Origin of the sequence: Nocardioides sp. CPCC 206347 (assembly GCF_048654605.1) — a bacterium.
Taxonomy (GTDB): Bacteria; Actinomycetota; Actinomycetes; order Propionibacteriales; family Nocardioidaceae; genus Nocardioides.
This window is the reverse complement of the sequence record NZ_JBMCYZ010000004.1, coordinates 385,410-397,287: the sequence shown is the minus strand read 5'-3', so window position 1 is coordinate 397,287 and position 11,878 is coordinate 385,410. Positions and strand designations below refer to the sequence as shown.

Sequence of the window (11,878 nt, the reverse complement as noted above, 5' to 3'; positions counted from 1 at the left end):
TCGTAAGAGGGTTCGAGGCGAGCTGGTCTCAGACCAGTTCGACGATCGTCGCGATGCCCATGCCGCCACCGACGCAGAGCGTGGCGAGGCCGCGGCGCAGGTCGCGTCGCTCGAGCTCGTCGATCAGGGTGCCGAGGATGATCGCGCCGGTCGCACCCAGCGGGTGACCCATCGCGATCGCGCCGCCGTTGACGTTGGTGATGTCGTGGCTGATGCCCATGTCGCGCATGAAGCGCATGGCGACGGCGGCGAACGCCTCGTTGATCTCGAACAGGTCGATGTCGCCGACCTCGAGGCCGGCCTTGGCCAGCGCCTTGCGGGCGGCCGGAGCGGGACCGGTGAGCATGATGATCGGGTCCGCGCCGGAGACGGCGGTCGCGATGATCTTCGCGCGCGGGGTCAGGCCGAGGTCCTTGCCGACCTGCTCGGTGCCGATCAGGGTGAGCGCGGCGCCGTCGACGATGCCCGACGAGTTGCCGGCGTGGTGGACGTGGTTGATCTTCTCGAGCCAGTGGTACTTCTCGAGGGCGACGTCGTCGAAGCCGGCGTCGGCACCGAGCGAGGCGAAGCTCGGCTTGAGGCCGGACAGGCCCTCGACCGAGGTGTCGGGGCGGACGGTCTCGTCCTTGTCGAGCAGGACCAGGCCGTTGATGTCCTTGACGGGCACGACGGGCCGGTCGTAGTAGCCGTTGGCCCAGGCCTTGGCGGCGCGGTGGTGCGACTCGGCGGCGTACGCGTCGACGTCCTCGCGCGACCAGCCCTCGATCGTCGCGATCAGGTCGGCGCCGATGCCCTGCGGGACGAAGCCGGCCTTGAACGCGGTGGCCGGGTCAGAGGCCCAGGCGCCACCGTCGGAGCCCATGGCGACACGGCTCATCGACTCGACGCCACCGGCGACGATCAGGTCCTCGAAGCCACCGCGGACGCGGCTCGCGGCCTGGTTGACGGCCTCGAGGCCCGAGGCGCAGAAGCGGTTGAGCTGCACGCCGGCAACGGTGTCGGGCAGGCCGGCAGCGATCGCCGCGGTCTTGGCGATGTCGCCACCCTGGTCGCCGACCGGGGACACGACGCCGAGCACGACGTCGTCGATGCGGTTCGGGTCCAGACCGGGGTTGCGCTCCTGGAGTGCGTCGAGCAGCCCGACGACGAGGTCGACCGGCTTGGACTCGTGGAGGGAGCCGTTGGCCTTGCCTCGTCCTCGCGGAGTGCGAATGTGGTCGTACACGAATGCTTCTGCCATGACCGTCCTTGTTGCTTGGCGTTGCTCGGGTGGTGGTACGGCGCCGTTCGGGCGCGCCGTACCGGAATGGGGTGTCCCTGCAGACGATTGTGACACTATTACTGTCATGGTCAAGAGCGACGGTCAGGACGGACGTGTGACACACGCCGCATCGGAGCCTGCGGCACTGACCCTCGACGAGCTCACGGCCCGGGTCGGACTGAGCGTGCGGACGGTGCGGTTCTACACCTCACGCGGCCTCCTGCCGCCGCCGATCCGGCGCGGCAGGTCCGGCTACTACTCCGCGATCCACATCGCCCGGATCGAGCTGGTCCTCGAGCTGCAGAGCCACGGCTTCACGCTGTCGGCCATCGAGCGGTACGTCGCCGGGATCCCCGAGGACGCCACCCCCGAGGACATCTCGCTGGCCCGCACGATGCTCGCGCCCTGGCAGTCCGACCTCCCGGTCGAGATGGACCTGGAGCAGCTGGAGACCCGTGCCGGGCGCGCACTCTCGGCCGAGGACATCGCCACGCTGCAGGCGCTCGGCGTGCTGCGGCTGCGCGGGACGTCGTACCTCGTGGCGAGCAACCAGCTGGCCATCGGCGTCCGGTTGCTCGAGCTCGGCTTCCCCCGCGACGTCGCCGTTGCGGCGGCGGCGGTCTACCAGGAGCACGGCGAGCAGATGGCCAAGGAGCTCTACGACGTCATCAACGCCAAGCTCGCCCCGTTGTACGACGACGCGACCAAGTCCGACCACTTCCGCGAGGTGATGGAGCGGCTCAAGCCGCTGTCGGTCGGTGGACTGGTGACCGCGTACGAAGCAGCCGTGGGCCGCGTCGCCCGGGCGCCGCGGCAAAAGTCGAACTGACCCGACTCGTCTGGACGAGTCGGGCCAGTTCCAGCTGGTCGTCGTGCTGACGCTGTGCTGACTGGGCGTCAGCGGCGACCGCTGAAGTTCGCCGCGCTGTGGCTGCTGCCACCCGCGCTGCTGGCGCTGCGAGCCGCGCCGCCGCCACCGCTGCGTCGACCGCGGTTGCCGCCGGCCGACTGGCCGGTCTTGCTGGACTGGCCGGACTTGGCACCAGCGGAGGCGCCACCGTTGCCGCGCGGGGCTCCGCCGGAGCGGCCGCCGCCCGTCTTGGTGCCCGTCTTGGCTGCCGGACGGCCACCACCGGACTTGCCGCGGTTCCGACCGCCGCCACCGTTGCCGCCGCCACCGGCCGAGGGGGCCGGGCCGAGGTCGATGCCACCGGGGCGCGAGCGCTCGCCGGGGGCGAGCTCCTTGAGCATCGGGTGGTTGGGGTTGTCGATCCGGGTGGTGGTCGGCTTGATGCCGGCCGCCCGGGTCAGGTCGCTGACGTCACGACGCTGGTCGCTGGTCATCAGGGTGATGACGGTGCCCGCGGCACCGGCGCGCGCCGTGCGGCCCGAACGGTGCAGGTAGGCCTTGTGCTCGGCCGGCGGGTCGGCGTGGACGACGAGCGAGACGTCGTCGACGTGGATGCCTCGGGCAGCGATGTCCGTGGCCACCAGGGTGGTCGCGGTGCCGCTGTGGAAGGCGTCCATGTTGCGGGTGCGGGCGCCCTGGCTCAGGTTGCCGTGCAGGTCGACCGCGGGCACGCCGTTGCTGTTGAGCTGGCGGGCCAGCCCCTTCGCGCCGTGCTTGGTGCGGGTGAAGACGACCGTGCGGCCCGGCGCGCTGACCAGGTCGATCAGCACGGCGAGGCGCTGCTCGCGCTCGATGTGCAGTACGTGGTGGTCCATCTTGGCGACCGGCGACTGGGCCGAGTCGGCCTCGTGGACGGCCGGGTTGGCGAGGAAGCGCTTGACGAGCACGTTGATCGCTCCGTCGAGCGTGGCGGAGAACAGCATCCGCTGGCCGTTCTTCGGCGTCTGGTCCAGCAGGCGTCGTACGGCGGGAAGGAAGCCGAGGTCGGCCATGTGGTCGGCCTCGTCCAGCACGGTGACCTGGATGTCGCTGAGGTCGCAGGCGCGCTGCTGGATCAGGTCCTCGAGCCGGCCGGGGCAGGCGATGACGATGTCGACGCCCTGGCGCAGGGCGTTGACCTGCGGGCCCTGGCCGACGCCACCGAAGACGGTCGTGACGCTCAGGCCGGAGGCCTTCGCGAGCGGGGTGATGGTCGCGGCGATCTGCGAGACGAGCTCACGGGTCGGCGCGAGCACCAGGGCACGCGGCTTCTTGGGGGCCGGGCGGCGGTTCGCGGAGGCGAGCCGGGCGACGAGCGGGAGGCCGAACGCGTAGGTCTTGCCGGAGCCGGTACGACCGCGGCCGAGGACGTCGCGTCCCGCCAGGGAGTCCGGCAGCGTCGCGGCCTGGATCGGGGTGGGGATGGTGATCCCGTCGGCCGTCAGGACGGCGAGCAGGTCAGAGGGAACGCCGAGGTCGGCGAACGTGGAAGTCACTGGATGGTTCTCTCCGGGGACCGCAACAACTCGGCGCAGCCCCCTGATGTGGGCGTCTCGCCGTGCTGCCCGTCTGGTGACGGGCGGTGAAGCGGTGCCTCAGGTAGAGGGCGCATCCGCGGGCGGAGCGCAGGATCCAGGGCAAGACTGGCCGGATCGGTGACTCCACACTAGGGGTTGCGGACGTGTCGCGTTGCATCCCGGAGCGTGGAGCGGGTGTGGGCTGTAACACGTTGTCCGCTCCACTGCCCGACCGATGACATCGCAAAGGGGGCTCTGTGAGGGGCGGCTACCACTGACATGGGGCGCCTTGAGGGGCGGACAGCGTGTTACAGCCGGGCGGCCCGATCAGCCGAGCTGCACCGCCGCGCCGCGCTCGATCAGCCCGTCGACGTCCTCGATCCCCCAGGCCAGCAGGGCCTCGCGGGTGTGGGCGCCGGCGCCGGGGGCGGGCGGGTGCGACAGGGTGGCCTGCGTGCGGGAGAACCGCGGCGCGGGCTGCGGCTGCAGGATCCCCTCGTGCTCGACGAAGACTCCGCGGCCCTTGATGTGCGGGTGCTCGGGCGCCTCGCTGAGCTTGAGGATCGGCGCCACGCAGGCGTCGGTGCCGTCGAAGATCGCGCACCACTCGTCGCGCGTCTTGGTGAGGAACGTGGTGGTGAGGAGCTTGCGCAGCTCGTCGGTCTTCTCCGGGTCCCAGCGGTCCGGGGCCTGCTCCTTGAGTCCGAGCAGGTCGATCAGCAGGTCGTAGAACTGCGGCTCCAGCGCGCCGACCGAGAGGTGCTCGCCGTCCGAGGTCTCGTAGATGTCGTAGTACGGCGCCCCACCGTCGAGCATGTTGGCGGCCCGCTCCTCCTTGAAGCCGCTGCCGGCCAGGAAGGCCGAGGTCATGGCGTTGAGGCTCGCGGTGCCATCGACGATCGCGGCATCGACGACCTGGCCCTGGCCGGAGGTCTTCGCCTCGAAGATCGCGGCCAGGATCCCGATGACGAGGTACGTCGACCCGCCACCGAAGTCACCGACGAGGTTGGTCGGGAACTGCGGCTTGTCCTTGGACTGGCCGAGGCCGTGGAGGGTGCCGGTGATGGCGATGTAGTTCATGTCGTGGCCGGCGACCTGTGACCACGGGCCGTCCTGGCCCCAGCCGGTCATCCGGGCGTAGACCAGGCGCGGGTTGCGCGCATGGCAGTCCTCGGGGCCGAGGCCGAGGCGCTCGGTGACGCCGGGGCGCATGCCCTCCACGAGGACGTCCGCCTCGGCCACCAGGTCCAGCACGGTCGCGACGGCTTCGGGGTTCTTCAGGTCGAGCGCGATGCTCGGCCGGCCCCGGTTGAGCAGGTCGTGCGAACCACCGGAGAGCATCTGCCCGCCGGGGCGCTCGACCCGGATCACGTCGGCGCCCAGGTCCGCCAGCAGCATGCACGCGTGCGGGCTCGGCCCGATGCCGGCGATCTCGACGACCTTGAGGCCCTTGAGCGGACCGGTTCCCTGACCCAGTGCGAACGTCATGGCCCGATCATGGCATGAACGTGACAGTGATGGTGTCAACGTCCGCCGTCCCGTGAGACCTGACGCCGTACGCTGGAGGCATGACCGGCACCTGCATCTACGACGGCGACTGCGGTTTCTGCACCCGGTCGGCCCAGTGGCTGCAGCGCCACGGCGACTGCGCGATCGTCCCGTGGCAGGCGCTCGACCTCGACGCCCTCGGCCTCACCGAGGAGCAGGTCTCCACGGCGGTCCAGTGGCAGGACCCGACCGGCGCGGTCACCGCGAGCGGGGCCGACGCGATCGCGCAGGCACTGCTGACCTGCGGCCGTCCGTGGCGCTGGATGGGCCGCGTGCTCACCTGGCCCGTGGTGCGGCCGTTCGCGGCGATCGGCTACCGGCTGGTGGCGCGGTACCGCTACAAGCTGCCCGGCTCGACCGACGCCTGCCGGATCTAACCAGGATTGACGATGCGGGCCAGTTCGAAGTGCATTGGGTCTGTGTATGCCCAGTCCCCACCCCAGGCAAAGCCCCAGTATTTGAAGACCTGGACGACCTCCCGGTTCATCTGACCGACGGTCCCGCGCTGGTTGCCGGGCACGTTGAAGTCCAACGCCAACCCGAACGAGTGGTTGGAGAGGGTCGCGGATCCCGCGATGAATCGCGGGTAGTAGCACCCGGCGTACTCGCCGGGGTGGATCTCCTGCGCCAACCCGCGGCGCTGAATCTCAATAAGCGCGGCCTTGAGCTGCGGCATCATGTACTTGTTGCAGGTCACCCGGCCGAGGATCGGCACCTGTTCGGTGACGATGTGGGACCGCACCCACGCAGGGTCGGGCGCGATCCGGCCGCCGCCGATCGGGCGGTACCGGAACACCCCGACCGCGTCGCCGAAGGCGCCGACGGGGATGACGTTCTGGAAGGTGTCGAGGTCGATGCCGGCCTGGGCGACGATGTCGAGGGCCGTGATGGAGAAGGCGTCCTCGCCGAAGGTTCTCTCGATGACCTTGCGGACCGCCTGCGGCGAGGTGATGCCGGTGTTGATCAGTACGGCGTTGTCCTCGGGCAGGCCGAGCTCCTCGCCCCACTTCTCGTTGACCACGGCGTCGACGCTGTCGACTCCCTCGCGGTCCCACGAGCCGACGTGGATGCTCTGCTTGCCGACCTCGAGGTAGCCCTTGCCGTCGATCGGGAGCTCCTGCTGCAGGTGCACGGCCACGGAGACCTCGCCACCGGCGATCCGGTCCCACTGCTCCTGGAACTTCGCGCTGTTCGGACCGGAGAAGCGGCGGTACTCCGCCGGGTCGACCGCGGCGATGTTGAACAGCTTGTTCTCGACGGAGAACTGTCCGTAGGACAGCTGGGTGTGGGCGGCCACGCCCACCTTGCCCTTCACCTTCACGCCGGTGATCTGCTTGAGGACGTCGGCGGGGATGGTCTTGTTGCTGACCAGGAGCAGGTCGTCGCCGAACTGGGTGCCGTCGAACTTGCCCGGTGGCGCCACGGCGTGGGACGGATCAGCCGCGTCGGTCGGAATCTCGGTCGTGGAGGCGGCCGCCTTGCTCGGCTTGGCCTCCGACGTGCCCTTCTCGGGCGTTCCACACCCGACCAGCAGCGTCGCGGCAACGACGGCCGACAGCCCAGTCGTCAGGCCAGCCGTCAGCCGTACGCGTCCTCGCGCCAACCCCATTGTCCCTTCCCTGCCACCGGTGACCCGGTAGTCCTCCCACAGGGAGGATACCGGTCAGCGCAGGACGCGTTCAGCGATCCATGCGATGTCGTCGCCCGTCCGGGCCGGGTCGCCCGACGGCTGCATGACGTGACTGAGCACCAGCCTCACGACCATGTCGATGCTGGCGTCGAGACGTTCCGCGGGCAGGTCGACGTCGTACGACGCCACGCGCTCGGAGATGACGGTCTTGGCTCCCTCGAGGAGGTACTCCGAGTGGGTGGTCAGCAGCGGCAGCAGCTCGGTGTCGGCGCCATGGGTGGCGGACACGACCGCGTGGAGCAGGGCGTTGTCCTCGGCGTACTTCAGCACGCGGCGCGCGGAGGCGCGGATCGCGTTGATCAGGTCGGCCGGGTTCTCGTCGAACGAGCGCGTCACGCCGGCGAGGAACCGGTCGAGCTCGCGCATGACCATCGCTTCGGCGAGGTCGTTCTTGGTGCCGATCTCGTTGTAGACCGTCTGCCGGCTGACGCCGACCTCGTCGGCCAGGCGGGCCATGGTGACCTTCCCCCAGCCGGCGGTCGTCATGACCCCGACCGCGGAATCGATCAGGCGATCCCGCAGCGACGAGGCTGCCTCCCCCGCAGGGGAGACAACCTCGTACGCCTTCGCGGGACGTCCCGCGAGAATCGACATCGGGAAAATCAGCCTTCCAGGGTCAGCGCAAGGACGGGGCAAGCCTGGACTGCAGCGTAGACGTGCGCGCGATCCGCCTCCGGGGGCGAGTCGTCGAGCACCTCGACCTTGTCCTCGTCCTCGTCGACCATGAAGTAGTCGTTGGCCATGGCCTCGCACATGCCGAGGCCTTCACACTTGTTCAGGTCAGCGACGATCTTCACCGGGGCCCCCGCGAAGTTGTTCGGAGGAGCGAAGCGGGGGAGAAGAACTTCGTGGGGTGGTTCATCTGGATCAGGCCTCAATCTTCTCGGGGTCGAAGGGGACAAAGTCTGCCTTGTCCCGGACGCCGCAGTCAGGGCAGAACCAGTCCTCGGGGATGTCGGCCCACGCCGTACCCGCTGCGAAGCCCTGGTGCTCGTCGCCCGCAGCCACCTCGTAGGTGTAGGAGCAGCCGGGGCACTTGGCGGCGAGGACCTCGCCCGTCTGGTTCTGCAGCCAGTGGTCCTCGTGCTGGACGTGCACCTCCGGCGGCGGGAACTTGGCGAGGTACTTCTCCACCTTCCTCGGGTGGATGTTGGCCAGGGTGACGTCGCCGTCGAGGTGCTCGACCACGCGGTGGTCCATCACCTTGCGCCACAGCGGCGGGAACAGGGCGAGGGTCAGCATGCCGGCGTAGCCGGTCGGCAGGGCCGGCGACTCCTTGAAGTCGCGCAGCGTCTGGTAGCGCCGGGTCGGGTTGGCGTGGTGGTCGCTGTGGCGCTGCAGGTGGTACAGGAACAGGTTGGTGACGATGTTGTTGCTGTTCCAGCTGTGCATCGGCAGCACCCGCTCGTAGCGCTGCTTCTCGCCGACCTTCTGGCGCTTCATGCCGTAGTGCTCGAGGTAGTTGATGATCTCCAGCAGCGAGAAGCCGAAGACGATCGTGACCAGGGCGTACGGCGCGATCTGCCAGCCGAACAACGCGAACATGCCGCCGTACAGGACTGCCGACATCACCCAGGCGTTGAGCACGTCGTTGCCGACGTGGAACGGGTGCGTGCCCTTGCGCTTGTAGCGCTTGGCCTCGACGCCCCACCCGGACTTGAGCGAGCCCATGACGGTGCGCGGCCAGAAGGCCCAGAACGACTCACCCAGGCGGCTGGACGCGGGGTCCTCGGGGGTGGCGACGCGGACGTGGTGGCCCCGGTTGTGCTCGATGTAGAAGTGGCCGTAGAAGGTCGGCGCGAGGGCGATCTTGCTGAGCCAGCGCTCGACGTTCTCCTTCTTGTGGCCGAGCTCGTGGGCCGTGTTGATCGCAATGCCCTGGACGCCGGCGATCGACACGGCGAGGAAGAGCTTCTCGTACCAGGTCATGTCGACCGAGCGCACGAGGTCGGCACCGAGGTTGTCGGTGACCCAGCTGGTCGCGCCGACGAGGTCGGTGAACCAGGCGACGGGGTTGGTGCCCGCGATGATGGCGAAGCCCGCGAACAGGATGAAGAACTGGAGCGGGATGTACGCGTAGACCACCCAGCGGTAGTACTTGTCGTTCTCGAGCTCCTCCATCACGTCGTCCGGCGGGTTGGACGGGTCGAGGCCGAGCGCCAGGTCGAGCAGCGGGATGACCGCGTTCACCAGGATCGGTCCGGCGAGCAGCAGCCACATCCAGTCGGTGTAGAGCCACGCGATGACGGCAGTGATGCCGAGCCCGGGCACCATCAGCCCAAGAAGCCACAGGTAGCGCTTCTTGTCCTTCCACTTCTCGGTGGAACCGTCGGGGACGGTCTTGCCGATCTGCTCGGGATTCATCCCGGCGCTCGAGGTCTCCATCGATCTCTGCCTTCCATCTGGGTACACGCTGGGTCCCTCCCCGGGCACAGCGGCAGCGACGTTCAATGTCGCTTGACAAGACGGTACGACTTGTAAAGGGCATTTGACAACCCCCAGTGATCTGTAAAGTGGATGACGCCGGTCACCGTTGGCCCGGACGGCCCGCGGCTGCGCCCCGGAGGGCTCACGGTGCTCGGTAGTGTCACGTCATGCCGTCAACCACGCCCGCGCCTGCCGCCGCCCCGTTCGCCACGTCGACCCGGATCCTGAGCGGCTCGCTGATGGGGGCCCTGGTCTTCATCGGACTGGCGTGCTTCTTCGTGCTCCCGGTCGACGAGGCTCCGCCGCTGTGGGTCCCGATCGCCCAGGTGGTTGCCGGCATCGCCGTCCACACCGTGCTCGAGGCGATCGGCTACCACGTCGCTGCACTGGATCCCTCGCTCACCGGCGACGACGCCGAGGCCCAGGCCAGGGCAAGCTGGCAGTCGACCATGATCGTGCGCTTCGCCCTCAGCGAGACGATCGCGATCCTGTCGCTCGCGCTGGCCTTCGTGCTGACCGATGGTGGCTTCCTCATCTACGCCGGCGGCGCACTCGTCGCACTGGTCCTGATGGTCGTGCACGTGTGGCCGTGGGCGCGCCCGGTCGGCAAGCTCGCCGACGCGCTGGAGTCCGGCGGCCAGGCGTCCGGGCTGCGTGAGGCATTCGGCGTGGTGGGCGCCTCGAGTGGTCCGATCCAGCGCCTCTGACCTGCGCCCTGGCTGGTGAGCACCGTCAGGCGACGACCCGGGCCCCGGTCGTCACCGGCAGGTGCTCGAAGCCCCGCAGCACGCGCGTGCCACGACGCTCGGGAGCGCTCGCCACGCGGAGGTCCGGGTAGCGCTCGTACAACGCTCGCAACGCCACCGCGGCTTCGAGCCGGGCCAGGCTCGCACCGAGACAGAAGTGCACACCCGCCGAGAAGCCGAGGTGCTGGTCGGCATTGGTGCGCGTCACGTCGAACGCCGCAGGGTTCTCGAAGACGGCCGGGTCGCGGTTGGCACCGCCGAAGTAGAGCAGGATGCCGTGGCCCGGTTCGAACACCTTTCCGGCCACCACGGTCTCGCGCAGCGCGATCCGCAAGGTGAGCTGCACCGGCGACTGGTGCCGGAGCACCTCGTCCACCGCATTGCCCCAGCCGTCGGGATTCTGCAGCAGCCAGGCCAGCTGTTCGGGGTGCTCGTCCAGCATCGCCACGGCGTTGCCGATGAGGTTCACGGTCGTCTCGAAGCCGGCCGCGAGCACCAGCAGGCCGACCTGGCGCAGCTCGACCGGGTCCAGCCGGTCGGGGCCGTCGAGCAGGACGAGCTGACTGATCAGGTCGTCGCCGGGATTCGCCTCGATTCTCTCGACGTGACCGCGAAACCACGTGTGCATCTCGCGGATGGCACGTTCGGCCCGGCGGAACTCGCGCCACGGCAGGCCCGGGTCGAGAGTGACGGCGGCCGCGTTGCCCAGCTCCAGCAGCCGGCCGCGGTCCTGCTCCGGGACACCGAGGAGGTCAGCGATCACCGTGACCGGCAACTGGGAGGCGTAGCGGTCGATGAGGTCGAAGTCCTCGACGCCGTCCAGGTCGTCGAGCAGGCCGGCCGCCACGGACTCGACCCGGTCCCCCATCCGGCCGACCTTGCGGGCGGTGAACGCGCGAGCCACCTGCTTGCGATAGCGGGTGTGCAGCGGCGGATCGACCGCGAGCATCGACGGCGGGTCCACCGGGCCCAGGGTGTCGGGGTCGATCACCTTGTGGTGCAGCCACTGCAACGGCTTGGGCAGTTCACCCTGCCCGCCGGCGGTACCGAAGGCATCGCTACGGAGCACCTCGTTGCACACGGCGTGATCGACACTCGCCGAGATCAGTTCATTGGCGCTGATCAACCCACGGCCACGCAGTTCCTCGTACGCCGGGAACGGGTCGAGGCGCAGCGCGGGATCCATCACCATCCGGCTGATCAGGTCACCCTTGCGCGCCCCGCGCTGGATGAGTGCGCGCTGGATCCCGTGGGCGAGGGTCCACGCAGCGAAGGAGCGCGGCAGATCAGGCGACCGCACGCGTCGTACCCCTCTTGTCCTGGTGGTCCTGGCTCCCGCGCACGTGGTCAGCATCCGCCTCGGCCTGCAGGACCCGCAACACCCCACGGGTCCGGCGGATCAGCTCGGCGCGTTGCTCCTCGAGCACCCGCTCGGGCAGGTGCGTGTCCATCTGGGTGTTGACGCTCAGGTGGTGGCGGTAGCGAAGCGCGGCGAGCAGGCCGGCGCGATCGCCGAAGATCAGCGCGAGCTCGTCGTTCCAGGGAAGCTCGGGGTTCGTGGCGTCGGCCAACTGCTCCTCGATGGAGCGCAGCGCCTGCCAGCGTCGGTGGGTCTCGGTCCAGGTCATGGTCCTCACGGCCTCTCTTCGGTGGGACGGAGGTGTCCCGGGGGATGCCGACGACGCTACGGAGGACCAGCGGCAGGGACATCGGTCCACGGCAGGCACCTGGACTCCTCCCACGGGAGTAGTCCGACCACCTCCCGCGGACCGATGCCGACCCCGCGCGGGGTGCCTAGGC

General features: G+C 69.4%; 12 protein-coding genes. 3 read left to right on the top strand and 9 right to left on the bottom strand.

Annotated elements, in window-relative coordinates:
- Positions 1–28: 28 nt before the first annotated feature.
- Complete coding sequence (locus ACOACQ_RS16180) at positions 29–1,240, bottom strand: acetyl-CoA C-acetyltransferase (protein ID WP_378601563.1); 1,212 nt, start codon at positions 1,238–1,240, stop codon at positions 29–31.
- A gap of 106 nt (positions 1,241–1,346) precedes the next feature.
- Here ACOACQ_RS16180 and ACOACQ_RS16175 point away from each other — a divergent pair, with 106 nt between their 5' ends.
- Positions 1,347–2,090, top strand: a complete 744-nt coding sequence (locus ACOACQ_RS16175) for a MerR family transcriptional regulator (RefSeq protein ID WP_378601561.1) — start codon at positions 1,347–1,349, stop codon at positions 2,088–2,090.
- Positions 2,091–2,158: 68 nt separating this feature from the next.
- Here ACOACQ_RS16175 and ACOACQ_RS16170 read toward each other — a convergent pair whose 3' ends face one another.
- Together ACOACQ_RS16170 and ACOACQ_RS16165 are read right to left on the bottom strand one after the other, a co-directional pair.
- Positions 2,159–3,646, bottom strand: coding sequence for a DEAD/DEAH box helicase (locus ACOACQ_RS16170; protein ID WP_420288763.1), 1,488 nt, complete (start codon positions 3,644–3,646; stop codon positions 2,159–2,161).
- Positions 3,647–3,994: 348 nt separating this feature from the next.
- Positions 3,995–5,155, bottom strand: coding sequence for a CaiB/BaiF CoA transferase family protein (locus ACOACQ_RS16165; RefSeq protein ID WP_420288762.1), 1,161 nt, complete (start codon positions 5,153–5,155; stop codon positions 3,995–3,997).
- A gap of 80 nt (positions 5,156–5,235) precedes the next feature.
- Here ACOACQ_RS16165 and ACOACQ_RS16160 point away from each other — a divergent pair, with 80 nt between their 5' ends.
- Positions 5,236–5,592, top strand: a complete 357-nt coding sequence (locus ACOACQ_RS16160; protein ID WP_420288761.1) for a thiol-disulfide oxidoreductase DCC family protein — start codon at positions 5,236–5,238, stop codon at positions 5,590–5,592.
- On the opposite strand, the gene ACOACQ_RS16155 is transcribed toward ACOACQ_RS16160, so the two are convergent.
- The 4 genes from ACOACQ_RS16155 to ACOACQ_RS16140 all read right to left on the bottom strand — a co-directional run bounded on the left by ACOACQ_RS16155 (position 5,589) and on the right by ACOACQ_RS16140 (position 9,290).
- Positions 5,589–6,824, bottom strand: coding sequence for a M15 family metallopeptidase (locus tag ACOACQ_RS16155; RefSeq protein ID WP_420288760.1), 1,236 nt, complete (start codon positions 6,822–6,824; stop codon positions 5,589–5,591). The genes ACOACQ_RS16160 and ACOACQ_RS16155 overlap by 4 nt on opposite strands.
- A gap of 54 nt (positions 6,825–6,878) precedes the next feature.
- Positions 6,879–7,499 (bottom strand): TetR/AcrR family transcriptional regulator, encoded by a 621-nt coding sequence (locus ACOACQ_RS16150; RefSeq protein WP_378601551.1) that lies wholly within the window; start codon positions 7,497–7,499, stop codon positions 6,879–6,881.
- 8 nt (positions 7,500–7,507) lie between these two features.
- The gene (locus tag ACOACQ_RS16145) at positions 7,508–7,702 is read right to left on the bottom strand and encodes a ferredoxin (RefSeq protein WP_182378523.1); all 195 of its coding nucleotides are present in this window, start codon (positions 7,700–7,702) and stop codon (positions 7,508–7,510) included.
- A 70-nt stretch (positions 7,703–7,772) separates the two neighbouring features.
- On the bottom strand, positions 7,773–9,290 hold the full coding sequence (locus tag ACOACQ_RS16140; RefSeq protein WP_420288759.1) for a fatty acid desaturase: 1,518 nt from the start codon (positions 9,288–9,290) through the stop codon (positions 7,773–7,775).
- 209 nt (positions 9,291–9,499) lie between these two features.
- On the opposite strand from ACOACQ_RS16140, the gene ACOACQ_RS16135 reads away from it, so the two are divergent.
- Positions 9,500–10,039, top strand: a complete 540-nt coding sequence (locus ACOACQ_RS16135) for a hypothetical protein (RefSeq protein WP_378601547.1) — start codon at positions 9,500–9,502, stop codon at positions 10,037–10,039.
- Between the two features lie 25 nt (positions 10,040–10,064).
- Here ACOACQ_RS16135 and ACOACQ_RS16130 read toward each other — a convergent pair whose 3' ends face one another.
- Positions 10,065–11,378 carry a cytochrome P450 gene (locus ACOACQ_RS16130; RefSeq protein WP_420288758.1) on the bottom strand — a complete coding sequence of 438 codons (1,314 nt, stop codon included), beginning with the start codon at positions 11,376–11,378 and terminating at the stop codon, positions 10,065–10,067.
- Entirely contained in the window at positions 11,365–11,706 is a 342-nt protein-coding gene (locus ACOACQ_RS16125; RefSeq protein ID WP_420288757.1) for a hypothetical protein, read from the bottom strand. The genes ACOACQ_RS16130 and ACOACQ_RS16125 overlap by 14 nt, the downstream gene beginning before the upstream one ends.
- Between the last annotated feature and the right edge of the window lie 172 nt (positions 11,707–11,878).

What these genes read in the sequence shown, in the direction of transcription:
- ACOACQ_RS16175 (WP_378601561.1), top strand. Translation starts at nt 1,347, where the DNA reads ATGGTCAAGAGCGACGGTCAGGACGGACGTGTGACACACGCCGCATCG.
- ACOACQ_RS16140 (WP_420288759.1), bottom strand. Translation starts at nt 9,290, where the DNA reads ATGGAGACCTCGAGCGCCGGGATGAATCCCGAGCAGATCGGCAAGACC.
- ACOACQ_RS16180 (WP_378601563.1), bottom strand. Translation starts at nt 1,240, where the DNA reads ATGGCAGAAGCATTCGTGTACGACCACATTCGCACTCCGCGAGGACGA.
- ACOACQ_RS16135 (WP_378601547.1), top strand. Translation starts at nt 9,500, where the DNA reads ATGCCGTCAACCACGCCCGCGCCTGCCGCCGCCCCGTTCGCCACGTCG.
- ACOACQ_RS16155 (WP_420288760.1), bottom strand. Translation starts at nt 6,824, where the DNA reads ATGGGGTTGGCGCGAGGACGCGTACGGCTGACGGCTGGCCTGACGACT.
- ACOACQ_RS16125 (WP_420288757.1), bottom strand. Translation starts at nt 11,706, where the DNA reads ATGACCTGGACCGAGACCCACCGACGCTGGCAGGCGCTGCGCTCCATC.
- ACOACQ_RS16165 (WP_420288762.1), bottom strand. Translation starts at nt 5,155, where the DNA reads ATGACGTTCGCACTGGGTCAGGGAACCGGTCCGCTCAAGGGCCTCAAG.
- ACOACQ_RS16160 (WP_420288761.1), top strand. Translation starts at nt 5,236, where the DNA reads ATGACCGGCACCTGCATCTACGACGGCGACTGCGGTTTCTGCACCCGG.
- ACOACQ_RS16150 (WP_378601551.1), bottom strand. Translation starts at nt 7,499, where the DNA reads ATGTCGATTCTCGCGGGACGTCCCGCGAAGGCGTACGAGGTTGTCTCC.